Origin of the sequence: Xanthomonas fragariae, assembly GCF_900183975.1 — a bacterium.
Lineage (GTDB): Bacteria > Pseudomonadota > Gammaproteobacteria > Xanthomonadales > Xanthomonadaceae > Xanthomonas > Xanthomonas fragariae.
Genome location: NZ_LT853882.1, coordinates 148,261 through 173,710 on the forward strand (window position 1 = coordinate 148,261; position 25,450 = coordinate 173,710).

The window sequence follows — 25,450 nt, forward strand, 5'->3', positions numbered from 1 at the left end:
GCAGTGCTGTGAGCGCCCAGAGAAGGAAAAACTACCATGCATCGCGTTGCAACGAGCAAGCAGTGTTCTACAGAGTTGGCAGAGTCGGTGATCCTTGTCGCCGTGCCAGCAGATCCTGAAGCGGCAGCAAGCATGTCTGTCGACGATTCGGCCAGGCAGTCGTCGCCACTGGACGGTCTGTCTGCCAGGCCAACCAAATCTGTAAAGCCGCCTGTTGCCGGTTCGTCTGCTGCATTACCTGCGCCATCACACACGGCTTCATCGCCCGCGTCTGACAAGCAACCGCAGTCGACGGACCCGGCAAATATTCTGGAAATAGCGCTGGAAAAGACCAAAGTCTGGAACAAGGTGATCATTAGCGATGACGAGCGGCGCAGTCAACCGGGGGCTGAGCCACTGTTGTCCATGGAGAAGAGGGTCGAGCTCTCGCAGAACGCCATGAAGTTTTCCCGCGAAGGGTTGCAGGCCATCGCTGATTTGAGATTAGGGAACCGGCTGAGGTCAAACGGCGCAGTGGATCACGAACGTGCGTTGTGGACGGTTCTCGGAACGTCCGCTGCGACTGGTTACAGAGCACGTAATGAACTGATAGAAGAGCAGGCGTCGATAGACCCCACTGATTTGGAGTGTCAGGATCCTGACGAATGGTGCGGGTATCTGAGCGAACTCGAGCAGTACCGGTCAGCAATGGGTGAGTCGCTGAGACGCATGAAGAAGCCAGCTGCACACGGAAAAACACTCAAAGCTGGCCCAGCCATAATGACGTTGATCACGGTCACTTACGTATTCTGTCATGAAACGATGCGGTCGATCCGATCTCTGCTCGTCGATAGTTATCGCACGCAGCTGGCGCGTCAGGTCGAAGCTAGCGGTTTGCAAGCCAGCGACTTGCAGGAGCTCATAGCTCGATTGCACGAACTGGACGAGGCTGAGAATTACCGCGGCGATACTGTGGCAGAGGCTTTTACGGCTCTGACCAAAGTCGTGACCGAGTCCATATGCCCATCGGAAGCCGGCGCTGCGCTGAGCCCGCAGACGGTGGCACAGCATAAGGACGTCCTTGAGGACTATGCAGAACAATTTGGGCGCGTCGGTCTGGGGTTATGCCTGGACGTCGCTGCTCTCATCAAAGGTGACGGCGACGATCACATCTGGCAATCGATGCTCCAGCTGGCGCAGGTATTGACCGAGTATCGACAGAGCGTGCTCGATCTGATCCGTTCCGTCGGTCCCGGAAAGCGTGAGGTTATCGCGCCGCCACCGGCAACGATCGAGGAGCCGCCGGTGTCGAGGGCGCGGACGAAATCGGCACGCAAGCATCGCAAGCCTGGCAATCGAGCGGCCGCAGAGTCCAGCCTCGTCCCTGCGGCTTCTGCAGTCCCGAACGATACACGTACGCCTCCGCAACAGCAGGCGGATAGTCTGTTGAAAAAGGTTCGGCTGGAACGCGCCATGGTGGCCGAACTGCATGCAGACGTGATCCAGATCGCGAACAGGCTAGGGAAAGACACCGGTAGTGTTGAGGAGATGATGCATTGCTCCAAGCAGGACGCGATGATTGCCTTCACGTTTGTGCGGTCCTCGATCCAGGGATGGTTCGAAAAGGACCAGTTGCTACAAGCGAAAGCGAAACTGCCGCCGGGCGATGAGCGGATTGCCCAACTCAGTGAGCGGCTGGAACTGCTGGGCATGATCGAGCAGCGTGTACAGACCCGCGAGGCAGATGCGCTGAAGAGCGACACGCAGCCGCGCGCGCCGCATCTGTCACGCTTGCTGGAGATGCATCAAGTCGCCCGCGTGACCTCACCGACCCGGTTGCGGTCCGACAACGACAGCGGAGATCACGGCACTTTGTTCGAGATGCGTATCGAGCACGCGCCGTTGTCCAACGGCGAGCGCCCTGCGCCGTGGTTCGTGCACTTGCACACTGCCAAGCCGGTGACAGTCAATGCCGTGCCTTCGCTCGAATACAAGGAATTCACCGCTGTCCATCTCAAGACCGCGAAGGAGAAGAATCTGGGAAAGCGCTGGGAGATGCTCATGCAAGCGCTCGGTAATAACGATGCGAAGGTACACCGATCCAAGATCGATTCTGCGTTGCTCGCCAGTTTGTTGGAAGTGAGTCGTGGTGGTAAATCCTCACCCGAGCAGTTTCCAAACCAGTAGTGGCGACTGCCTGAAAGCAGTGCTGTGAGCGCCCAGAGAAGGAAAAACTACCATGCATCGCGTTGCAACGAGCAAGCAGTGTTCTACAGAGTTGGCAGAGCCGGTGAGCCTTGCCGCCGTGCCAGCAGATCCTGCAGCGGCAGCAAGCACGTCTGTCGACGATTCAGCCAGGCCGTCGTCGCCACTGGACGGTCTGTCTGCCAGGCCAACCAAACCTGTAAAGCCGCGTATTGCAGGTTCGTCTGCTGCATTACCTGGGCCATCACACACGGCTTCATCGCCCGCGTCTGACAAGCAACCGCAGTCGACGGACCCGGCAGACATTCTGCAAACAGCGCTGCGCAGGGTCGAAATCTGGAACGAAGTGATCACTAGAGATGACGAGCAGCGCAGTCAACCGGGAGCTGCACCACTGTTGTCCAGGGAGAAGAGGGTCGAGCTTTCGCTGAATGCCATGAAGTCTGCCCGCGAAGGGTTGCAGGCCATCGTTGATTTGAAGTTACAGAATCCGCTGACGTCTGACGCCTTAGTGGAGAACGAAGCTGCGTTATGTACGATTCTCGGAATGTCTGCCGCGCATGGTTACGCAGCACGTGAGGAACTGCTGCGCGAGGAGTGGGCGCAGCAGTTTAGCATGCCCGAGCCCACCGACCCGACGATCAGCAGAACCACCGTGCGGGCGTCGGTGCACCACGCTGATGTGGAGCGTCAGGATCCCGACCAATGGTCCGGGTACCTGAGCGAAATCGAGAAGTACCGGTCAGCAATGGATGAGTCGCTGAGACGCATGAAGAAGCCGGAAGCGCACGGCAAAACAATCGAAAATGTCCCCACCATGATGGAGTTGATCAAGGTCGGTCTAGGATTGTGCCATGAACAGATGCAGCCGATCCGATGCCTGCTCGTTGATATTTATCGCCTGCGGCTGCTGCGTCAGGTCGAAGCCAGCGGCTCGCATGACGTCACGGCTCGATTGCACGAACTGTGCGAGGTTAAGAACTACTTCGAAGATACTGTGGCAGATGCTTTTACGGCTCTGGGCCACGTCGTGACCGGGTCGGTACGCCCATCGGAAGCCAGCGCTGCGCTGACCCCGCAGATAGTGGCACAGCATAAGGACGTCCTTGAGGACTATGCAGAACAATTTGGGCGCGTCAGTCTGGGGCTATGCCTGGACGTCGCTGCTCTCATCAAAGGTGACGGCGACGATAATATCTGGCAATCGATGCTCGATCTGGCGCAGGCATTGACCGATTATCGACAGTGTGTGCTCGACCTGATCCGTTCCGTTGGTCCCGGAAAGCGTGAGGTTATCGCGCCGCCACCGGCAACGATCGAGGAGTCGCCGGCGTCGAGGGCGCGGCCGAAATCGGCACGCAAGCATCGCAAGCCTGGCAATCGAGCAGCCGCAGAGTCCAGCCTCGTCCCTGCGCCCCCTGCAGTCCCGAACGATACACGTACGCTTGCGCAGCAGCAGGCGGACATTGTGTTGAAAAAGTTTCCGCTGGAACGCGCCATGGTGACCGAACTGGATGCGGACCCGATCCAGATCGCGAACAGGCTAGGGAAAGATACCGGTAGCGTTAACGAGATGATGCATTGCTCCAGGCAGGACGCGATGATTGCCTTCACGTTTGTGCGGTCCTCGATCCAGGGATGGTTCGCAAAGGACCAGTTGCTACAAGCGAAAGCGAAACTGCCGCCGGGCGATGAGCGGATTGCCCAACTCAGCGAGCGGCTGGAACTGCTGGGCATGATCGAGCAGCGTGTACAGACCCGCGAGACAGATGCGCTGAAGAGCGATACGCAGCCGCGCGCGCCGCATCTGTCGCGCTTGCTGGAGATGCATCAAGTCGCCAGCGTGACCTCACCGACCCGGTTGCGGTCCGACAACGACAGCGGAGATCACGGCACTTTGTTCGAGATGCGTATCGAGCACGCGCCGTTGTCCAACGGCGAGCGCCCTGCGCCGTGGTTCGTGCACTTGCACACTGCCAAGCCGGTGACAGCCAATGCCGTGCCTTCGCTCGCCTACAAGGAATTCACCGCCGTCCATCTCAAGACCGCGAAGGAGAAGAATCTGGGAAAGAGCTGGGAGATGCTCATGCAAGCGCTCGGTAATAACGATGCGAAGGTACACCGATCCAAGATCGATTCTGCGTTGCTCGCCAGTTTGTGGCATGTGCACCGTAGCGGTAAATCCTCACCCGAGAAGTTTCCAAACCAGTAATAGTGATTGCTGTGGGGCGACAGCTTTCGTTCAAGATTGAATCTTCCGCTAAAAGCGCGCGTGACACCCCACCAATACCAGCAGTATCAATGAGCGCATTGCAAGTGCTGTGAGCGCCCATAAAAGGAAGAATTACCATGCATCGCGTCGGAAAAATCAAGCAGCGTTCTACAGAGTTGGCAGAGTCGGTGAGCCTTGCCGCCGCGCCGGCAGATCCTGCAGCGGCAACAAGCACGTCTGTCGACGGTTCGGCCAGGCCGTCGTCGCCACTGGACGGTCTGTCTGCCAGACCAACCAAATCTGTAAAGCCGCCTGTTGCCGGTTCGTCTGCTGCATTACCTGCGCCATCACACACGGCTTCATCGCCCGCGTCTGACAAGCAACCGCAGTCGACGGACCCGGCAAATATTCTGCAAACAGCGCTGGGCAGGGTCGAAGTCTGGAAAGCGATGGTCGCTAGAGATGAGCAGCAGCGCAGTCAACCGGGGGCTGCACCACTGTTGTCTGTAAAGCAGAGTGTCGAGCTCTCGCAGAACGCCATGGAGTCTGCCCGCAAGGGGTTGCAGGCCATCGCTGATTTGAGGTTAGGGAACCGGCTGAGGGCAAATGCCGCAGTGGAGAACGAAGCTACGTTGGTGATGATTCTCGGAGCGTCCGCTGTGAATGGTTACTCAGCATGTGAGGAGCTGATGCGAGACAAGTGGACGCATCAGCTTGGCATACCCGAGCACACCGGCCCGACGAGCACCAACGCCGCCGTGCGGGAGTCGATGCCCCGCACTCATGTGGAGCGTCAGGATCCCAAGGAATGGTACGGGCATCTGAGCGAACTCGAGAAGTACCGGTCAGCAATGGATGAGTCGCTGAGACGCATGAAGAAGCCGGAAGCGCACGGAAAAACAATCGAAAATGTCCCCACCATGATGGATTTGATCAGGGCCAATCTAGGATTCTGCCATGAAACGATGCACACGACGCGAGGTGTGCTCATCGATATCTGTCGCGTGCGGCTGGAAAATCAGGTCCAAGCCAGCGGCTCGCATGACGTTACGGCTCGATTGTACGAACTGTACGAAGCCAAGAACTACCGCAGCGATGCTGTGACAGAGGCTTTTACGGCTCTGGGCGAGGTTGTGACCGAGTCCATATGCCCATCGGAAGCCAGTGCTCCGCTGACCCCGCAGATAGTGGCACAGCATAAGGACGTCCTTGAGGACTATGCAGAACAATTTGGGCGCGTCGGTCTGGGGTTATGCCTGGACGTCGCTGCTCTCATCAAAGGTGACGGCGACGATCACATCTGGCGATCGATGCTCCAACTGGCGCAGGCATTGACCGAGTATCGACAGGGTGTGCTCGACCTGATCCGTTCCGTCGGTCCCGGAAAGCGTGAGGTTATCGCGCCGCCACCGGCAACGATCGAGGAGCCGCCGGTGTCGAGGGCGCGGCAGAAATCAGCACGCAGGCATCGCAAGCCTGTTAATCGAACGGCCGCAGAGTCCAGCCTCGTCCCTGCGCCCCCTGCAGTCCCGAACGATACACGTACGCTTGCGCAGCAGCAGGCGGACATTGTGTTGAAAAAGTTTCCGCTGGAACGCGCGATGGTGACCGAGCTGGACGCAGATCTGATCCAGATCGCGAACAGGCTAGGGAAAGATACCGGTAGCGTTAACGAGATGATGCATTGCTCCCGGCAGGACGCGATGATTGCCTTCACGTTTGTGCGGTCCTCGATCCAGGGATGGTTCGAAAAGGACCAGTTGCTACAAGCGAAAGCGAAACTGCCGCCGGGCGATGAGCGGATTGCCCAACTCAGCGAGCGGCTGGAACTGCTGGGCATGATCGAGCAGCGTGTACAGACCCGCGAGGCAGATGCGCTGAAGAGCGATACGCAGCCGCGCGCGCCGCATCTGTCACGCTTGCTGGAGATGCATCAAGTCGCCCGCGTGACCTCACCGACCCGGTTGCGGTCCGACAACGACAGCGGAGATCACGGCACTTTGTTCGAGATGCGTATCGAGCACGCGCCGTTGTCCAACGGCGAGCGCCCTGCGCCGTGGTTCGTGCACTTGCACACTGCCAAGCCGGTGACAGCCAATGCCGTGCCTTCGCTCGAATACAAGGAATTCACCGCTGTCCATCTCAAGACCGCGAAGGAGAAGAATCTGGGAAACCGCTGGGAGACGCTCATGCAAGCGCTCGGTAATAATGATGCTAAGGTACACCGATCCAAGATCGATTCTGCGTTGCTCGCCAGTTTGTTGGAAGTGAGTCGTGGTGGTAAATCCTCACCCGAGCAGTTTCCAAACCAGTAGTGGCGACTGCCTGAAAGCAGTGCTGTGAGCGCCCAGAGAAGGAAGAACTACCATGCATCGCGTCGAAACGACCAAGCAGCGTTCTACAAAGTTGGCAGAGTCGGTGAGCCTTGCCGCCGTGCCGACAGATCCCGCAGCGGCAGTAAGCACGTCTGTCGACGATTCGGCCAGGCCGTCGTCGCCACTGGACGGTCTGTCTGCCAGGCCAACCAAATCTGTAAAGCCGCCTGTTGCCGGTTCGTCTGCTGCATTGCCTGGGCCATCACACACGGCTCCATCGCCCGCGTCTGAGAAGCAACCGCAGTCGACGGACCCGGCAAATATTCTGAGAATAGCGATGGACAAGGGCCCAGTCTGGAACGAAATGATTGCTAAAGATGACGCGCTGCGCAGTCAACCGGGGGCTGCACCGCTGTTGTCCAGGGAGCAGCGGCTCAAGCTCTCGCAGAACGCCATGAAGTCTGCCCGCGAAGGATTGCAGGCCATCGCTGATTTGAGGTTAGGGAACCGGCTGAGGGAAAATGCCGCAGCGGAGCACGAAGCTACCTTGTTTACGATTCTCGGAGCGTCCGCTGCGACTGCCTACGAAGCACATAATGAACTAATAGAAGACAAGTGGGTGCATCAGCTTAACGCCACCCAGCTCACCGAGCCGAGGCTAGACCCCGTCGTTGTGAAGGTGGACTTGCACCACACTGATTTGGAGCGTCAGGATCCCGACGAATGGTACAGGTATCTGAGCGAACTCGAGCAGTACCGGTCAGCAATGAATGAGTCGCTGAGACGCATGAAGAAGCCGGGTGCACACGGAAAAAGACTCAAAAATATCCCCGCCGTAATGAGATTGATCAGTGGCGATCACGCATTCTGCCATGAAACGATGCGGTCGATCCGATGTCTGCTCGTGGATATCTATCGCATACGGCTGTGGCGTCAGGTCGAAGCCAGCGCCTTGCGAGACAGCGGTTTGCAAGCCAGCGGCTTGCAGGAGGTCATGGCTCGATTGGATGAACTGGATAAGGTCAAGAGCTACCGCAGCGATACTGTGGCAGAGGCTTTTACGGCTCTGACCAAAGTCGTGACCGAGTCGGCACGCCCATCGGAAGCCAATGCTGCGCTGACCCCGCAGATAGTGGCACAGCATAAGGACGTCCTTGAGGACTATGCAGAACAATTTGGGCGCTTCGGTCTAGGGCTATGCCTGGACGTTGCTGCTCTCATCAAGGGTGACGGCGACGATAATATCTGGCAATCGATGCTCGATCTGGCGCAGGTATTGACCGAGTATCGACAGAGCGTGCTCGACCTGATCCGTTCCGTTGGTCCAGGAAAGCGTGAGGTTATCGCGCAGCCACCGGCAACGATCGACGAGCCGCCGGTGTCGAGGGCGCGGCAGAAATCGACACGCAAGCATCGCAAGCCTGGCAATCGAGCGGCCGCAGAGTCCAGCCTCGTCCCTGCGCCCCCTGCAGTCCCGAACGATACACGTACGCTTGCGCAGCAGCAGGCGGACATTGTGTTGAAAAAGTTTCCGCTGGAACGCGCCATGGTGACCGAACTGGATGCGGACCCGATCCAGATCGCGAACAGGCTAGGGAAAGATACCGGTAGCGTTAACGAGATGATGCATTGCTCCAGGCAGGACGCGATGATTGCCTTCACGTTTGTGCGGTCCTCGATCCAGGGATGGTTCGCAAAGGACCAGTTGCTACAAGCGAAAGCGAAACTGCCGCCGGGCGATGAGCGGATTGCCCAACTCAGCGAGCGGCTGGAACTGCTGGGCATGATCGAGCAGCGTGTACAGACCCGCGAGACAGATGCGCTGAAGAGCGATACGCAGCCGCGCGCGCCGCATCTGTCGCGCTTGCTGGAGATGCATCAAGTCGCCAGCGTGACCTCACCGACCCGGTTGCGGTCCGACAACGACAGCGGAGATCACGGCACTTTGTTCGAGATGCGTATCGAGCACGCGCCGTTGTCCAACGGCGAGCGCCCTGCGCCGTGGTTCGTGCACTTGCACACTGCCAAGCCGGTGACAGCCAATGCCGTGCCTTCACTCGACTACAAGGCATTCACCGCCGTCCATCTCAAGACCGCAAAGGAGAAGAATCTGGGAAACCGCTGGGAGACGCTCATGCAAGTGCTCGGTAATAACGATGCTAAGGTGCACCGATCCAAGATCGACTCGACGTTGCTCGCCAATTTGTGGCACGTGCACCGTAGCGGTAAATCCTCACCCGAGACGTTTACAAACCAGTAATAGCGATTGCTGTGGGGCAACAGCTTTCGTTCAAGCTTGAATTCGCTGCCGAAAGTGTGCGTAATACCTCACGAGTGCCAACAGCCCGGCTGATATCGAATATAAAAATCCCGCGAAATCTTATTGCTGAATTGAACGATAGTATGAAGTTTGCTAGATTTTTTTTCGCATATCTGCATGGATGCCTGGTTAGCACGGCATGACTTCGGATCCAGCAGCGTCCATTCGCATATCCTTCGTCCTTGTGAAGTTGATCCTGATTTACTGCATTTCCAACTGATGTTGATGAGGAATGGCAATGGGAAACACCTGCGCACGCGGCATCAGCAGTTCCCGGCCGCGCATGATCTATGACGCGCAAGTGCAGACAACGCCTCTCCAGCAGGCGCCATCGGCACCCGTGGCGAATCAGTCGCCACTGGATGGGTTGGTACCTCCCCCGCCACGCGGGGCCGGGCCGTCACGGCCACTGAGGCCAGTAGAGAGCTGGGACAAGGTCAGTCGGCAGCGTGTCCACGATATGGCGCACGATTTGTTTAAGTCGACTAGCCCCATCCTCTATAAGCTGGACATGAGCGTCCAACAAGACGTAATCAAGTTGCTGAAGCAGATGCTTGCTCGTGTCGGTGGGGAGCTCATACACGGTGGCGCCGACGACTTGATGCAGCGAAAGAAGGAGATTGAGAAGCGGATCAAGGATGCACCAGCGCGGAACCCTGCCACCCAAATCGAAACCGCCGAGAACCGTTCCGTGCTTGACGACATGCAGCAACTGATGTACAGCATCGAACTCACGCTCGAGGCGGCCAAGGCAGATGATCCCAGTCTTATGGAGTTAGTGCCGTGTCCTCTTTTGAATAGCGGCTTGGTAAATGCTGCTTCGGACATGGCGTCTCTTTTCAAGACCGACGCCGACAAGACCGACGCCGACAAGACCGTAGCCGGTCTGCTGATACAAAAATTTGAGACACGTATACAAAATATTTTTGGAAAGATTCTTAAAGGAGAGTCCGTGCCAAGGGGGGTTGCGAACGCTGTTGCAGGTTCAAAAAACGACCCTGCTGTATTAATCGGCAAGCTGCTGGCGCTGGTTGAGCGATACCCGGATTTAGGAAAGCCCCGAACAGCTCCTCCATGAGCTTTCAATCAACAACCGAGGCAATCGCCGCTGTGGGTAAGCGGCTTGGTTTTCAGCATGGGTGATTGTCGCGTGTGCGCACAATTCCAGGCTCTTCAGCACCTTGTGCGTTGTTCAGAGGTTCTCTTGCGCGGTATAAATTCGGATTCAGCAGCGTTCATTCGCGTATCCTTCGTAATTGTGAATTTTATCCTGATTTGCTGCGTTTCCAATTGATTTTGATGAGGTAATGACAATGGGAAACGCCTGCGTACGCGGTATTGGCAGTTCTCAAGCGCGCGCGAACTACGACGAGCGTGTAGACACGACGCCTGATCGCCAGGCGCAATCGACACCCATGGCGGGCCAGTCGCCACTGCATGGGCTGCCTCCTCGCACGCCGGGCCCTCGCCGGGCGCGGCTGTCGCCGGGCCGGGCCGGGCCGTCAGAGCCACCGGCGGCGCTAGAGGGATGGGACAAGGATATTCGGTCGCGTGTCACTAGGTTGGCACACAATTTGTTTCAATCTACCAGCTGCTTGGTCGATGATCTCACACCGAAGTTCCAACAATTAATAATTAAGCAGCTAGAGGTTATGCTTGCTCGTGTCAGTGGGGAAGACAGGAGGATCGGCGGCGACGACTTTCAAAAACAAGTGGAGTGGTTTCAGAAGCAGATGGGCGATAAACCAGCGCAGCCCTCTGTCAGCCTGGTCGAGACCGAGCAAGACAGCGATACGCTTAAGATAATGAAGGGACTTGTGGGCAGGATCGACATCGCGTTGATGGGGGCCAACAACGGCGGCGAGGATGGCCTTATGATGAACGTGATCTGTCCTCTTGCTTCCAGCAGTGCGCTAGCGACCGCTTCGAACATGGTGGGCGGCTACGAGACCGGCTTCATTGCCCCGAAAGACGAGGAGATGCGGCGGGTACAAAATCTTCTCAAATCCATCAAAGAAGGACAGCCTGTTCGAAAGGGGGTCGCGATCGCTCTTAGCCAGTCAAAAGACAAATCAGATGTATTGAACCCAGGTGTATTGCTCTCGAAACTGCTGGCGCTGGTTCGTCAATACCCGAATTTTAAGGAGTAGAGGGCCGCGCAGAATTACCGATGAGCCATCCGCTCACTCGACCGGCGCCTTTACCTGATCCGATTGATGCAGCAGCGATCCCACCTGGCGGGCAGCCGCCCTACCGCCTTCCCGCCCCGCATCGGGCGACAGGTTCTGCTGCTTCGCGCATGACGGCGATCGGCGGAGGGCTGCGCGTCATACACGACCGCTTAACAAGCATTTCCATACGCCGGGCACTGCCACATCAACGCCTGCCACTGTCGCGCTTGTTTGATTTTCGTCAATTGGACCGACACATGAAATTCGCAACGAAGGTGTTTGACTGTGACAAGTCAAGAATCGTTGCGGAGTACGCATGAGTGCAGTCACGGTGGGAAAGGTCGGCCAGGCATCGAGCCGGCAAAGGTCGATCTGGACGGGAGTGGGACTGGTGCGTGGTGAGCGCGCGCTTGCGGATCTGCGAGGTGGTCTGTGCCGCATTGCTTCCATCGTCACGGCGCGTGTTCGCGCTGTCGTCAGCTGAGGGAACGTCATGCGGATCTGTGTTCTCAATGAAGTGACGCCTTCGCCTATCGGGTTGGATCAGCGCTGTGTGGCCGCGCGTGAGGCGGGCTGCGATTACGTGGTGATGGCCGCGCCGTTCGAGCGCGATGCGGACGGTCGATTGATCGAGCCGTCTGCGGATGCGGACGCGCAAGGTAAGCGTCTGCGCGAAGCGGTGCAGGCGGCGCGTCGGGCCGGAGTCAAGCTGCTGATCGATGTGCGCCTGGACGAAGTGGGTGGCGCCAGCGCGGTAGTGCGCGATAACCCGCAGTGGTTCCGCGCGCGCAGCACGGCGGTGCCGGACCCACGGCAGCCGCGTGCGACGCCGGAAATCGCCGAGGCACGCTTCACCTATGCGCAGGAAGGTGCGGCGCTGGTAGCGTGGTGGGGTGCGCGCTTGCTGGACTGGGCTGGGCAGGGCGTGGGTGGTTTCCGTCTGTTGCAGCCGCAGCAGGTGCCGGCGCAACGCTGGCGTGAGCTGATCGCGCACGTGCATGCGCAGGCGCCTGAGGTGGTGTTTGCGGCGTGGACGCCGGGCCTGGGTCTGGAAGCCTTGCGGCAGTTGGCCGGTGCCGGTTTCGATGCTGCGTTTTCTTCACTCGCGTGGTGGGACGGTCGCGGTAGCTGGTTCTTCGACGAAGACACCGCGCTGCGGGCGCTGGCCTCGCACGTGGTTGCGGTACTGCACGCGCTCGACGGCAAGCGCGCAGCAATGCCCGAGCAGCACTGGCAATTGGCGCGTGCCTTGGGCGGCGCCTGGCTGCTGGACGATGCGCATCTGGATGCGGTGCCAGTGCCGATCGGCGCGACCGATGGCTTGCCGACCAGCGACGCGGGCATGCGGCTGCGTCCGCTGCTGAGCGAGGCCACCGGTTTTACCGCGGTGGCAGTCGAGCCGCTCGGCGGGCTGCCGTCGTTATTGTTGATCAATGGCGACGCCAACCATGTGGTGCCGGTACCTGCATCGGATCTGTTGCGTTTGCTCGGCGATGCGGAAGCGTTGGTCGCAGAAGACGGCCGTACCTTGTCCGGGGCGACGTGGGAGGCGTTGGAGCCGGGCGAAGTGCGTGTGTATCGCAGTGTGCCGGCACGCCATGTGTTGGCGGTGCCACGCATGCGCCAGCGTGCACAGACCGCTGCCGCATGGCCACGTGTGTGCATCGAGTCGGTGACGCCGTCGGTGGACAACGGCCGTTTCCCGGTCAAGCGCGTGGTGGGCGACCGTCTCTATGTCGAGGCCGACGCGTTTTGTGACGGGCATGATCGCATTGCGGTGGCGGTGCTGTGGCGTCCGGCCGACGCCAAGACCTGGGCCAGCGCGCCGATGCGTGGGTTGGGCAACGACCGTTGGCGCGCGGAGTTCCCGCTGGAGCGTATCGGCACCTATGAATTCCGTGTGGAGGGCTGGCGCGATGTGTTTGCCACCTTGCATGCCGATTTGGAAAAGAAGCGCGCGGCCAACACGGTGTTGCCGGTCGATGTGCAGGAAGCGGTGGCTGTGGTGCAGGCCGCACATGCACGCAGCGCCGGCGCCTTGGCCAAGCGCTTGCAAGCTATCCTCACCCGCATCGGTGCGCAGAGCGAGCCGTTGCAGCAGCTGGCCATCGTGCTGGAGCCGGACACCGCGCAGGCGATGGCGCTGGCCGACGATAAACCGTTCCGCTCCGAGACCCCGGTGACGTTCCGGGTGGAGTCCGAGCGTCGCGCGGCACACTTTGCCAGTTGGTATGAGTTGTTCCCGCGTTCGCAAAGTGGCGATCCGCAGCGCCACGGCACTTTTGACGATGTGATCGAGCGCTTGGCGCATATCCGCGCGATGAACTTCGACGTGCTGTACATGCCACCGATCCACCCGATCGGTGCGAAGAACCGCAAGGGTCGCAACAACTCGGTCACCGCCGTCGACGGCGAGCCAGGCAGCCCGTATGCGATCGGTGCGACCGATGGCGGACACACCGAAGTGCACGCCGAGCTCGGCGGGCTGGACGGTTTCCGCCGGCTGATCCAGGCTGCGCGCGCGCATGGCTTGGAAGTGGCCCTGGATTTCGCGATCCAGTGCGCACCGGATCACCCGTGGCTGCGCGATCACAAGGACTGGTTCACCTGGCGCGCGGATGGGTCGATTCCGTATGCGGAAAATCCGCCGAAGAAATACCAGGACATCGTCAACGTCGATTTCTACGCCAGCGGTGCGGTGCCGGACTTGTGGAATACGCTGCGCGATGCGGTGCTGTTTTGGGTCAACGAAGGCGTCACGCTATTCCGTGTGGACAACCCGCACACCAAGCCGTTCCCGTTCTGGGAGTGGTTGATTGCCGAAATCCGCGGGCGTCGGCCGGACGTGGTGTTCCTGTCCGAAGCCTTTACCCGGCCAAAGATGATGTACCGCCTGGCCAAGTGCGGCTTTTCGCAGTCCTACACCTACTTCACCTGGCGCAACCACAAGCACGAGCTGCAGGCGTATGTGGAAGAGGTGAATGCAGGCGTGCCGCGCGAATGTTTCCGCCCGCATTTCTTCGTCAACACGCCGGACATCAATCCGCTGTTTCTGCAGACCAGCGGGCGCAATGGGCATCTGATCCGCGCCGCGCTGGCCACGACGTTGTCCGGCTTGTGGGGCATGTATCAAGGCTTCGAACTCTGCGAAGCCACACCGCTGGCGCCGGGCAAGGAAGAGTACATGGACTCGGAGAAATTCCAGCTGCGTGCCTGGCCCGAACGTGCGCCGGGCGACATCGTCGATGAGATCACCCGCTTCAATCAGCTGCGTCGCATGCATCCGGAATTGCAGTCGCACCTGGGCACGCGGTTCTATCAGGCGCATCACGATCAGGTGCTGTACTTCGGCAAGTTCCTGGATGCCGGCTACTTGTCGCGCAGCCGCAGCATGGTGTTGGTAGCGATCAATCTGGACCCCCATGCCGGCCAGGATGCCGATATCGAAATCCCGCTATGGGAACTGGGCCTGCCCGATCACGCCACCGTGGCGGTGGACGATCTATGGGATGGCCATCGGTTCGAATGGCAGGGCAAATACCAACACATCCGTCTAGAGGCAACGCGACCGTTCGCGTTATGGCGCATCCGCGCAGGAGAGGTTGCATGAAGGCAGTGGCATCGTTACAGGCCGACGCGGAGCAATCCGCCGTAGTTGCTGATCAGCTTTGGTACAAGGACGCGATCATTTATCAGGTGCACGTCAAGTCGTTCTTCGACTCCAATGACGATGGCATCGGCGATTTCCCGGGTCTGATTTCCAAGCTGGATTACATTGCCGAACTCGGCGTGGACACCATCTGGTTGTTGCCGTTCTACCCCAGCCCGCGCCGCGACGATGGGTACGACATCGCCGAGTACATGGCGGTGCATCCGGACTACGGCAGCATCGCCGACTTCGAGCAGCTGGTCGCGCAGGCGCATGCGCGCGGCATCCGCATCGTTACCGAGTTGGTGATCAACCATACCTCCGATCAGCACCCGTGGTTTCAGCGTGCACGCAACGCGCCGGCCGGCTCGCCGGAGCGGGATTTCTACGTATGGTCGGATACCGATCAGGAATACGAAGGCACGCGGATCATTTTCTGCGATACCGAAAAGTCCAACTGGACCTGGGATCCGGTCGCCGGGCAATACTTCTGGCACCGTTTCTATTCGCATCAACCAGACCTCAACTTCGACAACCCCGCAGTGCTGGAAGCGGTACTGGAAGTGATGCGCTTCTGGCTGGATCGCGGCGTGGATGGTCTACGTCTGGATGCGGTGCCGTACCTGATCGAACGCTCGGGCACCTCCAACGAGAACCTGCCGGAAACCCACGCAATTCTGCGCAAGATTCGCACCACACTGGATGCCGAATATCCTGACCGCATGTTGCTGGCCGAAGCCAATATGTGGCCGGAAGACACCCAGCAGTACTTCGGCAAGAACGCCGACGAATGCCATATGGCGTTCCATTTCCCGCTGATGCCGCGCATGTACATGGCGATCGCGCGCGAAGACCGTTTTCCGATTACCGACATCATGCGCCAGACCCCGGAGATTCCGGAGAGCTGCCAGTGGGCGATCTTCCTGCGCAACCACGATGAATTGACGCTGGAAATGGTCACCGACTCGGAGCGCGATTATCTGTGGCAGACCTATGCTTCCGATCGCCGCGCGCGGATCAATCTGGGCATTCGTCGTCGTCTTGCACCATTGTTGGAACGCGACCGCCGCCGTATCGAATTGATGACGTCCCTGCTGCTGACCATGCCCGGTACGCCAGTGCTGTATTACGGTGATGAGATCGGCATGGGCGACAACATCCATCTGGGCGACCGCGACGGTGTGCGCACACCGATGCAATGGTCGATCGACCGCAACGGCGGGTTCTCGCGCGCCGACCCGGCGCAGTTGGTGCTGCCGCCGGTCATGGACCCGCTATACGGCTTTCAGGCGGTGAATGTAGAAGCGCAGATCCGCGACCAGCATTCGCTGCTGACCTGGACCCGCCGGGTGCTCAGCGTGCGCAAGCGCTACCAGGCTTTCGGTCGTGGCACCTTACGCTTCTTGTACCCCGGCAATCGGCGCATGTTGGCGTATCTGCGCTCCTGCCATGATGAAACGGTGCTTTGTGTGGCCAACCTGTCGCACACGCTGCAGGCGGTGGAGCTGGATCTTTCCGAGTTCGAAGGCCGCGTGCCGGTGGACATCATCGGCGGCGGCAGCTTCCCGCCGATCGGGCGGTTGACCTATCTGCTCACGGTGCCGCCGTTCGGCTTCTACGCATTCCAGCTGGTCAGCGAAGGCACGTTGCCGGATTGGCATGTGCCCACCCCTGTGCCATTGCCGGATTACCACACGCTGGTGCTGCGCAGCGATACCGACGAAAGCAACGCCCTGCTGCCGCATCTGCCGACGCTGGAGGCCGAGATCCTGCCGGCCTGGTTGTCGGCACGCCGCTGGTTCTCGGCCAAGGATCGGGTGCTGAAGAACGTGCGTATTTCGCGCCGCACCCCGCTGCCGGGCGATGAGCCGATGAGCTTGCTGGAACTGGAAGTGGAGTTGGAAGACGGCCACCACGAGAGTTACATGTTGCCGGTCGGCATCGTGTGGGAGCGCGACCAACCCAGTACCTTGGCCGAACAGCTGGCCCTGGCGCGCGTGCGTCAAGGGCGCGAGGTGGGTTATCTCACCGATGCGTTCGCACTCAAGACGATGGTGCGCGGGGTGATCGATGCGCTGCGCGAAAACGCCACGCTGGATTTCCGCGATGGCGACGATGCCTCGCAACAAGGGCAGGTGCGTTTCGAAGCCACCGCTGCATTGGCCAAGCTGGATATTCCGCAAGATCCGGATATCCGTTGGTTGTCTGCCGAACAGAGTAACAGCTCGCTGGTGGTCGCCGACAAGGCCGTGTTCAAGTTGCTGCGGCATGTGGCCAATGGGGCGAATCCAGAGATCGAAATCGGCCGTCGCCTCACCGAAATGGGGTATGCCAACGCCGCGCCGTTGCTGGGTAGCGTCAGCCGTATTGACGGGCAGGGCACGGTCACCACCATCGCGTTGTTGCAGGGCTTTATCCGCAATCAGGGCGATGCCTGGCGCTGGACGTTGGACCATCTGGCACGCAGTTTCGACGAGTACGTCACCGCACAAACCGACGAGTCGCGCGCCGAAGCCATCGCCGGTTACGACGTGTTTGCCTCTGTGGTCGGCAAGCGCCTGGCCGAGTTGCATGCGGCGTTGTCGCGCGACACCGACGATGCCGACTTCGCACCTCAGCGTATCGATCTGCCAACCGCCAACGATGTGGTGGCCGGCGTCGCGCGCCAGGTCGAAGACATCTGGGACACGGTCAATGCACGTCTGGCGAGCAGCGACGATGCGATCGAGCGCGACGCATTGGAAGCGGTGCTGGCCGAACGCCCACAATTGGAGGCGTTGCTGGCCAAGGCACCGAGCGTGCTGGCCGATTCGCTGCTGACGCGCGTGCATGGCGACTTCCACCTTGGGCAGATTCTGGTGGCGTTCGACGATGTCATCTTGATCGACTTCGAAGGCGAGCCGGCCAAGCCGCTGGCCGCGCGTCGCGCCAAGGCAAGCCCGCTGCGCGATGTGGCCGGCTTCCTGCGCTCGCTCGATTACGCCAGCGAAGTGTCGGCACGTGGCGAAGAAGGCACCGCCGCCCGGGCAGGCGTGGGCGTGGACACGCATCTGGACCAATTCCTGGTGGAGTTCCGTCGCCGCTCCACCGACGCCTTCCTGGACGCTTACCGTGCCGTGCTCGATACCAGCGTCCATCCGTGGATTGCGCCGGCAGCGTTCAACACAGCCACCTTGCTGTTCCTGGTGGAAAAGGCCTGCTACGAAGTGCGTTATGAAGCCGCCAACCGTCCCGGCTGGTTAATGGTGCCGATCGAAGGCTTGCGACGCATCCTGCAAGGCGTACGCGCTGGTGCAGGAGACACATGATGAGTGGAGCAATGACTGCAGTGACCAATCGATGGGATCCCGGCGTCACGCGCGCCCTGGCCGAGGCACGCCATGGCGATGCCTTTGCCGTGCTGGGCGCGCACCCGACCGACGCGGGGCGCGTGTTGCGCACCTACCAACCAGGTGCCAACCACGTCAGTGCGGTGCTCGACGATGGGCAGGTCATCGCACTGGGAGCAGGTCCGGAGCCAGGCATGTTCGCCGGTGATTTGCCGGCGCAGGGCGGCTATCGGCTGCGCATCGGCTGGCCCGGTGGCGAGCAGGAAACCGCAGACCCGTACGCCTTCGGGCCGCAGCTCAGCGACTTCGATCTGCATCTGATCAGCGAAGGCCATCATCTGCAATTGGCCGATGCGCTCGGTGCCAACGCGATTGAAGTCGATGGCGTGCGCGGCACGCGCTTCGCTGTGTGGGCGCCGAACGCTACGCGCGTGGCGGTGGTGGGCGACTTCAATGGTTGGGATGCGCGCCGTCACCCGATGCGGTTGCGTCACCAGTCGGGCGTGTGGGAATTGTTCATTCCCGATGTCGGCCCTGGTGCGCATTACCAGTATCGGCTGCGCGGCCCACACGGCAACGAATTGCCGGCCAAGGCCGACCCGGTAGCGCGCCGTGCCCAGCTTGCGCCTGGCACGGCGTCGATCGTGGCCGACCCCACGCCGCATCAGTGGAGCGACGACGGTTGGATGGCCACGCGCGCGCGCCGTCAGGCGCACGACGCACCGATGAGCATCTACGAACTCCACGCCGGCTCCTGGTTGCGCGAAGAAGGCGTGGATCTGGATTGGGATGGCCTGGCAGACCGCTTGATTCCCTACGTGGCCGGTATGGGCTTCACCCATGTCGAACTGCTGCCGGTGACCGAGCATCCGTTCGGCGGCTCGTGGGGCTATCAACCGCTGGGCTTGTTCGCACCGACCGCGCGCTTCGGCTCGCCGGATGGCCTGGCCCGCTTTGTCGATCGCTGCCACCGTGAAGGCATCGGCGTGATCGTCGATTGGGTGCCTGCACATTTTCCTACCGACGCACATGGGCTGGCGCATTTCGACGGTACCTCTCTTTACGAGCATGCGGACCCACGCGAAGGCTTCCATCGCGACTGGAATACGCTGATCTATAACCACGGGCGCCGTGAGGTCTCCGGGTTTTTGATTGCCAGCGCGCTGGAATTTCTGCAGCGTTTCCACGTCGATGGTCTGCGCGTGGATGCGGTGGCGTCGATGTTGTATCGCGATTACAGCCGCAATGCCGGCGAGTGGGTGCCCAATATCCATGGCGGACGCGAAAACTACGAAACCATCGCGTTTCTGCGACGGCTTAATGAGGTGGTGCGCGAGCACACACCGGGCGCAGTGATGATTGCCGAAGAATCTACCGCATTTCCCGGAGTGACGGCCGATGTTGCGCACGGCGGCTTGGGGTTCCATTACAAGTGGAACATGGGCTGGATGCACGACACCTTGCATTACGCCGCGCTGGATCCGCTCTACCGCCGCCATCACCATGGCGAGCTGACTTTCAGCATGGTCTATGCGTATTCGGAGCGCTTTGTACTGCCGATCTCGCACGATGAAGTGGTGCACGGCAAGGGCTCGTTGCTCGGTCGTATGTCGGGCGACGATTGGCAGCGCTTCGCCAATCTGCGTGCGTATCTGGGCTTTATGTTTACCCACCCCGGGCGCAAGTTGCTGTTCATGGGCTGCGAGTTCGGCCAGCCCACCGAATGGAACCACGACGGCGGTATTCCGTGGCATCTGCTCGACGACCCTCGCCACCGCGGTGTGCAGACCCTGGTGCGCGATTTGAATCGGCTGTATGTCGAATACCCCGCGCTGCATGTGCACGACGACGATCCGGCCGGATTCGCATGGGTGGTCGGTGACGATTCCGCCAACAGCGTGGTCGCGTTCCTGCGCAAGGGCAAACGCGGCGATGCACCGGTGCTGGTGGTGATCAACTTCACCCCGATCGTGCAGCACGGTTATCGCATCGGTGCGCCACAAAGCGGCAAATGGCGCGAAGTGTTCAACAGCGACGCCGCCATCTATGGCGGGGCGAATCTTGGCAATGGTGGCATCGTAACTGCACAACAGCAGTCCATGCATGGTCATGCACAGTCGCTCCCACTGTTGTTGCCCCCGCTAGGGGTCATTGTGCTGACCCCGCACGGCTGATATATCGCTCCATCGCCGCGCTATTGGCCCGGCGATGGAGCATGAGTGGTTCGCAAGCGAGAGTGCGTCGTGGCGTTCGACATTCGGCCGCGATGCACGTCGGCCAGATCGAGCGACAACACATGAGTCTGAAAGCGATGCGGGCGATGACTTCCTGTGCACGTTCGCAATCTATGCGCTGACCTTATCTGCACGACTGCAGGGCCATGCTGGTGCATCACGTCGTTGCAGGGAATTCCCTATGAATACACGTCGTCAATTTCTCTGTGCTGCCGCTGCCGGCACCGTCGCATTGGCCGCTGCGCCGTTGATGGCGCAGTCTTCTGCGCCTGGCAGCGTGATGCCCACACGCGGCAAAACCGCTGCCATCGCATTGCCGGCCAATCCCGTTACCAGGAGCGGGCGCTACCGCCCGACGAGTCGTCTGGGTTTTGGCGGTGTAGCGATCGGCAACGCGTTTGCACCGACCAGCGATGCGCAGAGTGAGCACACCTTGGCGGCGGTGTGGGAATCGGGCGTGCGCTACTTCGACACCTCGCCGTGGTATGGGCTGGGATTGTCCGAGCGGCGCACCGGCCACCATCTGCATCGCCACGCGCCGGCCGACTACGTGTTGTCGACGAAGGTCGGGCGCCTGCTCAGCGCAACCGACAAGCCGCCGAAGACGATGTGGCAGCAGCCATCGCCATTCGATTATCGCTACGACTACAGTGCTTCCGGTGTGCGTCGTTCGATTGAAGACAGCCTGCAGCGCCTGGGCGTATCGCAGATCGATATCGCATACATCCATGACCTGTCGCCGGAAAACGAACAAGACCTCGGCACGCCGTGGCAACAGCGCTTTGCCGAAGCGGTGAAAGGCGCGATGCCGGAGTTGACCAAGATGCGCAAGGAAGGGCTGATCAAGGCCTGGGGCTTCGGCGTCAATCGCCCGGAGCCTGCTTTGCGCGCAATTGAAGAAGCCGACCCGGATATCTTCTTGCTGGCTTGCCAGTACTCTCTGCTCGACCACGCACAAGCGCTGCACGACACCTTTCCGAAGATCGCCAAGCACGGCGCTTCTGTCGTGGTCGGCGCGCCGTTATTGGCGGGCTATCTGGCCGGCCGCGATCGCTATCTCTACGACGACACCGTGCCGGAATGGGCGCCAGCCAAGCGACAAAAAGCGCTGGCCATCTGCGACCGCCATGGTGTGGATTTGCGCACTGTGTCGCTGCAATTTGCCGCCGCCCCGAAAGTGGTGTCTGCGGTGATTCCAGGCGCGCGCACTGCCGAGCAGGCGCACGCAAACGCGGCCTCGATGCGTGTGGCGATTCCGGCAGCCGTTTGGGAAGAGCTCAAGCGCGAGCACGTCATTGAAGCGGATGCGCCGGTGCCTGTTTTAAGCTGATGCCTCATGCGTGGTGATCCGGGGAGGAGGGGCGGTCAGCAGACCAATGCGGTCAGAACGTACCGCGTTGAATAAACGGTGCTTGCTGATAGAGCGTGCGCTCGCCCCCGCGCGGATCGTGTTCGAGCCGGCTCGGTCTATCGAAGAGCAGCGTTTCGCGGCGTTGCAACGAATATTGCTGCCAGCGCGGCAGGCCGCGGTGGTTCGGGTCGCCGCTGCGCGCGAAGGCGATCAGCGTCTGGCTCATCTGCTCGGTCATGCGTTGTGCATCGGCGCCGTTGCCGGTGCGCGAACCGGGTTGCGCGATGGTGTCGAACACCAGTGGAATATCCAGTGTGTGGAAGGCGCCGAACTTGCCGCCATCCAGCGGCGAGCCCCAATCCAGTTGATAGGCCCAGGTGGGTGCGCCCTGGTGTGCGCGTGCTTCGGCTTCTTCGACCGCACCACGCCACGAGAGGCCTGCGGTGGTCGCCGCAAAGAACACGTCAGATGGCGAATACTGCGGATACAGCCGTCGATATTCGGCAATCACCACCTGCGGCAACAGGTCGATGTATTGCTGGGTTTCCAGTTTGGCCGGCAGCTCGTCCCAGCTCAACGCAAAGTTCCTCGCATCGTTGCCGAGAAACGCGCGCGTTTCATCGCGTGTATTGCCGATCACCATTGGAATCTTGGCTGATTGCAGCGGCGCAGTGGGCCAGAACGGATGCACCGGCACATTGCGCGCATCCAGCACCGGGCCGAAGTACAGCGCGCTGTTTTCCACCCGCGAGGGGTCGCGCACCTGCGCGGCGGCCAGCAATTGCGCAATCGGCAACGTACGGATGCGTGCAATCTCGACAGGCGCAAGCTTCAATGCATCCAACAACACCTGCGCGCGTTGCGTGGCCGCGCGCGGCCCGGCAACGGTGACCTGCTGCCCGCTCATGGTCCAGGCGCGATGGAACAGGCCGCGCGCGCCCGGCATCGCCATCAAGGTAGCGATCTTGGCACCGCCGCCGGACTGGCCGAACACGGTGACATTGCCGGCATCGCCGCCGAATTCGGCCGCATGCCGGCGCACCCATTGCAGCGCCTGGATCAGGTCCAGTTGCCCGGCATTGCCGGAGTCGGCAAAGCGCGCATCACCAAGCTGCGCCAGCGACAGATAGCCGAACAGATTGAGCCGGTGATTGACGGTGACCACCACCACATCGCCGCGCTTGCACAGGCGCACGCCGTCGTAGAGCGGATCGCTACCGGAGCCGGAGGTATAGCCGCCGCCATGGAGATTGCACAGGATCGGCCGCCTGCCGCCATCGCGCAGGCCCGGTGTCCACACGTTGAGGAACAGGCAGTCCTCGCTGGTCGGCTCGCTGGCTTTGAGCTGCGGCGCCGCCGCACCGAAATGGCTGGCATCGCGCACGTCGGGCCAGGGCGTTTCCAGCACCGGCGTCTGGAAGCGGCGCGCGGCGGTGTCGCCGCCGTATGGGATGCCCTTGAACACGCAGATACCCTGGTCGCGATAACCGCGCAACGCGCCGCTGCGGACCTGTGCCAGTGGTGCGACGTCGCTGCGGCCGCGCCAGTGAAGCCGGGCAGGGCTGCCGCAGCGCTGGCAAGCAGACCGCCGCGCAACAGTGTGCGGCGCCGCGCGTCGGGCATGGACGGTGCGGTCATTGCGCAGTGTCCTGTGCGGCTGTGGACACCTGTGCCTTGGTGATATGTGCGATCCACGCCTGAGCCAGCTGCGGCCACGCGGCCACGGTCAGGCCGGTGGTGCTGGCAGTCCCGAAGCCATGGCCACCCTGCGGGAACACGTGCAGCTCGCTCGGCACCCCAGCGCGCAGCAGGGCATCATGGAACAGCAGGCTGTTGCGGACCGAAACCACCGTGTCGTCCTGCGCATGCAGCAGGAAGGTCAGCGGCGTGCGTGCGTCCACGTGCAAGTGCGGCGAATACGCACGCAGCTGGGCAGCGCTGGGCGTGCTGCCGAGCAGGCGTTGGCGCGAGCCCATATGCGCGTTGGCGCTGTCCATGTCGATGACCGGGTAGATCAGCAACTCGAAATCCGGCCGCGCGCTCAGCGCATCGGCCGCGTCCACCTTCGGGTACACCTGCGCGGCGTAGCGCGTGCCCAGGCTGGCCGCGACATGGCCGCCAGCCGAGAAGCCCATCACCCCGACCCGCTGCGTGTCGATGCCATAGCGGGCGGCGTTGGCGCGGATCAGCCGCAGTGCGCGTTGCGCATCGGCCAGCGGCACATCGGCGCCGTTGGGGTGGCCTTCGCCTGGCAGTCGATAGCGCAGCACGAACAGCGTGATCCCTGCTTGGTCGACGAAGCCGGGAACCAGTGCGCTGCCTTCGTTGTCCAGCACGATGAGCTGGTAGCCGCCGCCGGGAGTGACCAGCAGAGCAGTGCCATTGGGCCGCTTGGGGCGGTAGACCACCAGGTAGGGCGTACTGATCTGCTGGATGTAGCGGTCGGGCAGGGCGGGGTCGCTGCTGCGCTCAACGATGCGTTGCGGCTGCGGCAGGGTCTTGTCCCCCGGTGCCACGGCCTTGGGCCACAGCTGGATCCGGCTGGCCTGTTCGGCGGCGGTGTCGGCGCTGGGCATCTCGGCAGCCAGTACTGGCCCGGCCAGTAGCGACCCCGCCACCACCAGCGTCATGCACCGACGCACGGCGCTCGAAAACGCGGCAAAACCGCACCTTTGGTTTGTCTGTTCCATGCACTCCTCCCAGGGTCGCTGTGCTTTGACAGGCACAATGCCGCACTGCATATTGTCAATGACACCGGTTTACCATATACACCACACCGTGCCACTGTCGATTGGCAGTGCAACACAAACACCTATCAGGGAGACACCCTTGAGCAACGACGCCGCCACCCCAGCATCGTCCGCATCCTCGCTGTCGCAGATCGCTCAGCGCTTTGTGGAGGCACGCCGTGCAGGGGCATCGCTGCCCGATTTTCCCGGGCGAATTCCCGACGATCTGGTCGCTGCCTATCGGGTGCAGGACATTGCCATCAGCCAGTGGGACGATCAGGTGGTCGGCTGGAAGGTGGGCTATATCGCCGCCGAGCGCCGCGACGCGTCAGGCGACGAGCGTCTGCTCGGCCCGATCTTCTCGCACAAGCTCTGGAATGCTACCGGTGGAACAACGCAGTTTCCGATCTATGAGGGCGGCTTCGGCGCGGTCGAGGCCGAGTACGTGTTGCGTCTGGGCGCAGACGCGCCGGCCGAGCAGACCCACTTCACCCCGGACGAGGCGGCGCAGTTGCCGGCCACGCTGTTCATTGGCGTGGAAATCGCCAGCAGCCCGTTGGCCACCATCAACACGCTGGGCCCGCGCGTGGTGATTTCCGACTTCGGCAACAACAATGGCTTGATTCTTGGGCCGGAAGTGACCGATTGGCTGCGGCGTGAGGCGTCCTCGCTGACCGCCCAGACGCTGATCGACGACCAGATCGTCGGCACTGGCGGCGCCAACACGTTGCCGGGCGGATTGCGAGCGGCCTACGCATTTGCGCTCAGTCGTTCGGCTCAGCGCGGACGTCCGCTCAAGCGCGGTGATCTCATCGCCACGGGCAATGCCACCGGTATCCATGACATCGAAGTGGGACAGCGTGCCCTGATTCGCTTTGCTGGCATCGGCGACATTTCCTGTACGGCTGTGTCTGCCAAATCATGGCGGACCCAGTGATTAGAAGCTTGGGAGGGCG

At 61.0% G+C, this 25,450-nt stretch carries 12 protein-coding genes and 1 pseudogene; 11 read left to right on the top strand and 2 right to left on the bottom strand.

Features of this window, described 5'->3' with window-relative positions; genetic code table 11:
• Nucleotides 1-36 precede the first annotated feature (36 nt).
• The 10 genes from xopP (PD885_RS21820) to PD885_RS00705 all read left to right on the top strand — a co-directional run bounded on the left by xopP (PD885_RS21820) (nt 37) and on the right by PD885_RS00705 (nt 21,744).
• Complete coding sequence (gene xopP, locus PD885_RS21820; RefSeq protein ID WP_231892693.1) at nt 37-2,166, top strand: type III secretion system effector XopP; 2,130 nt, start codon at nt 37-39, stop codon at nt 2,164-2,166.
• Nucleotides 2,167-2,218: 52 nt separating this feature from the next.
• The gene (xopP, locus tag PD885_RS21825) at nt 2,219-4,396 is read left to right on the top strand and encodes a type III secretion system effector XopP (protein WP_231895763.1); all 2,178 of its coding nucleotides are present in this window, start codon (nt 2,219-2,221) and stop codon (nt 4,394-4,396) included.
• A gap of 137 nt (nt 4,397-4,533) precedes the next feature.
• A complete protein-coding gene (gene xopP / locus PD885_RS00665) occupies nt 4,534-6,711 on the top strand; it encodes a type III secretion system effector XopP (protein WP_231892691.1) in 2,178 nt (725 codons plus the stop codon).
• 52 nt (nt 6,712-6,763) lie between these two features.
• A complete protein-coding gene (xopP, locus tag PD885_RS00670; RefSeq protein ID WP_231892690.1) occupies nt 6,764-8,971 on the top strand; it encodes a type III secretion system effector XopP in 2,208 nt (735 codons plus the stop codon).
• Between the two features lie 571 nt (nt 8,972-9,542).
• Nucleotides 9,543-10,109, top strand: coding sequence for a hypothetical protein (locus PD885_RS00675; protein ID WP_134656566.1), 567 nt, complete (start codon nt 9,543-9,545; stop codon nt 10,107-10,109).
• A 517-nt stretch (nt 10,110-10,626) separates the two neighbouring features.
• Nucleotides 10,627-11,181, top strand: a complete 555-nt coding sequence (locus tag PD885_RS00680; RefSeq protein WP_040762642.1) for a hypothetical protein — start codon at nt 10,627-10,629, stop codon at nt 11,179-11,181.
• Nucleotides 11,182-11,695: 514 nt separating this feature from the next.
• Nucleotides 11,696-14,812, top strand: coding sequence for a maltotransferase domain-containing protein (locus tag PD885_RS00685; protein ID WP_002808539.1), 3,117 nt, complete (start codon nt 11,696-11,698; stop codon nt 14,810-14,812).
• Entirely contained in the window at nt 14,809-18,159 is a 3,351-nt protein-coding gene (treS, locus tag PD885_RS00690; RefSeq protein ID WP_088056608.1) for a maltose alpha-D-glucosyltransferase, read from the top strand. Before PD885_RS00685 ends, treS begins: the two co-directional genes overlap by 4 nt.
• A gap of 11 nt (nt 18,160-18,170) precedes the next feature.
• Nucleotides 18,171-20,354, top strand: coding sequence for a 1,4-alpha-glucan branching protein GlgB (gene glgB / locus PD885_RS00695; protein WP_002808535.1), 2,184 nt, complete (start codon nt 18,171-18,173; stop codon nt 20,352-20,354).
• A 241-nt stretch (nt 20,355-20,595) separates the two neighbouring features.
• Complete coding sequence (locus PD885_RS00705) at nt 20,596-21,744, top strand: aldo/keto reductase (protein WP_002808533.1); 1,149 nt, start codon at nt 20,596-20,598, stop codon at nt 21,742-21,744.
• A 52-nt stretch (nt 21,745-21,796) separates the two neighbouring features.
• Here PD885_RS00705 and PD885_RS00710 read toward each other — a convergent pair.
• Nucleotides 21,797-23,403 (bottom strand): annotated as a pseudogene (locus PD885_RS00710) (carboxylesterase/lipase family protein).
• A complete protein-coding gene (locus tag PD885_RS00715) occupies nt 23,400-24,455 on the bottom strand; it encodes an alpha/beta hydrolase (RefSeq protein ID WP_040762640.1) in 1,056 nt (351 codons plus the stop codon). The pseudogene PD885_RS00710 and the gene PD885_RS00715 overlap by 4 nt, the downstream one beginning before the upstream one ends.
• A gap of 139 nt (nt 24,456-24,594) precedes the next feature.
• On the opposite strand from PD885_RS00715, the gene PD885_RS00720 reads away from it, so the two are divergent.
• Entirely contained in the window at nt 24,595-25,431 is an 837-nt protein-coding gene (locus PD885_RS00720) for a 2-keto-4-pentenoate hydratase (protein ID WP_002808527.1), read from the top strand.
• The last annotated feature ends 19 nt before the right edge of the window (nt 25,432-25,450 follow it).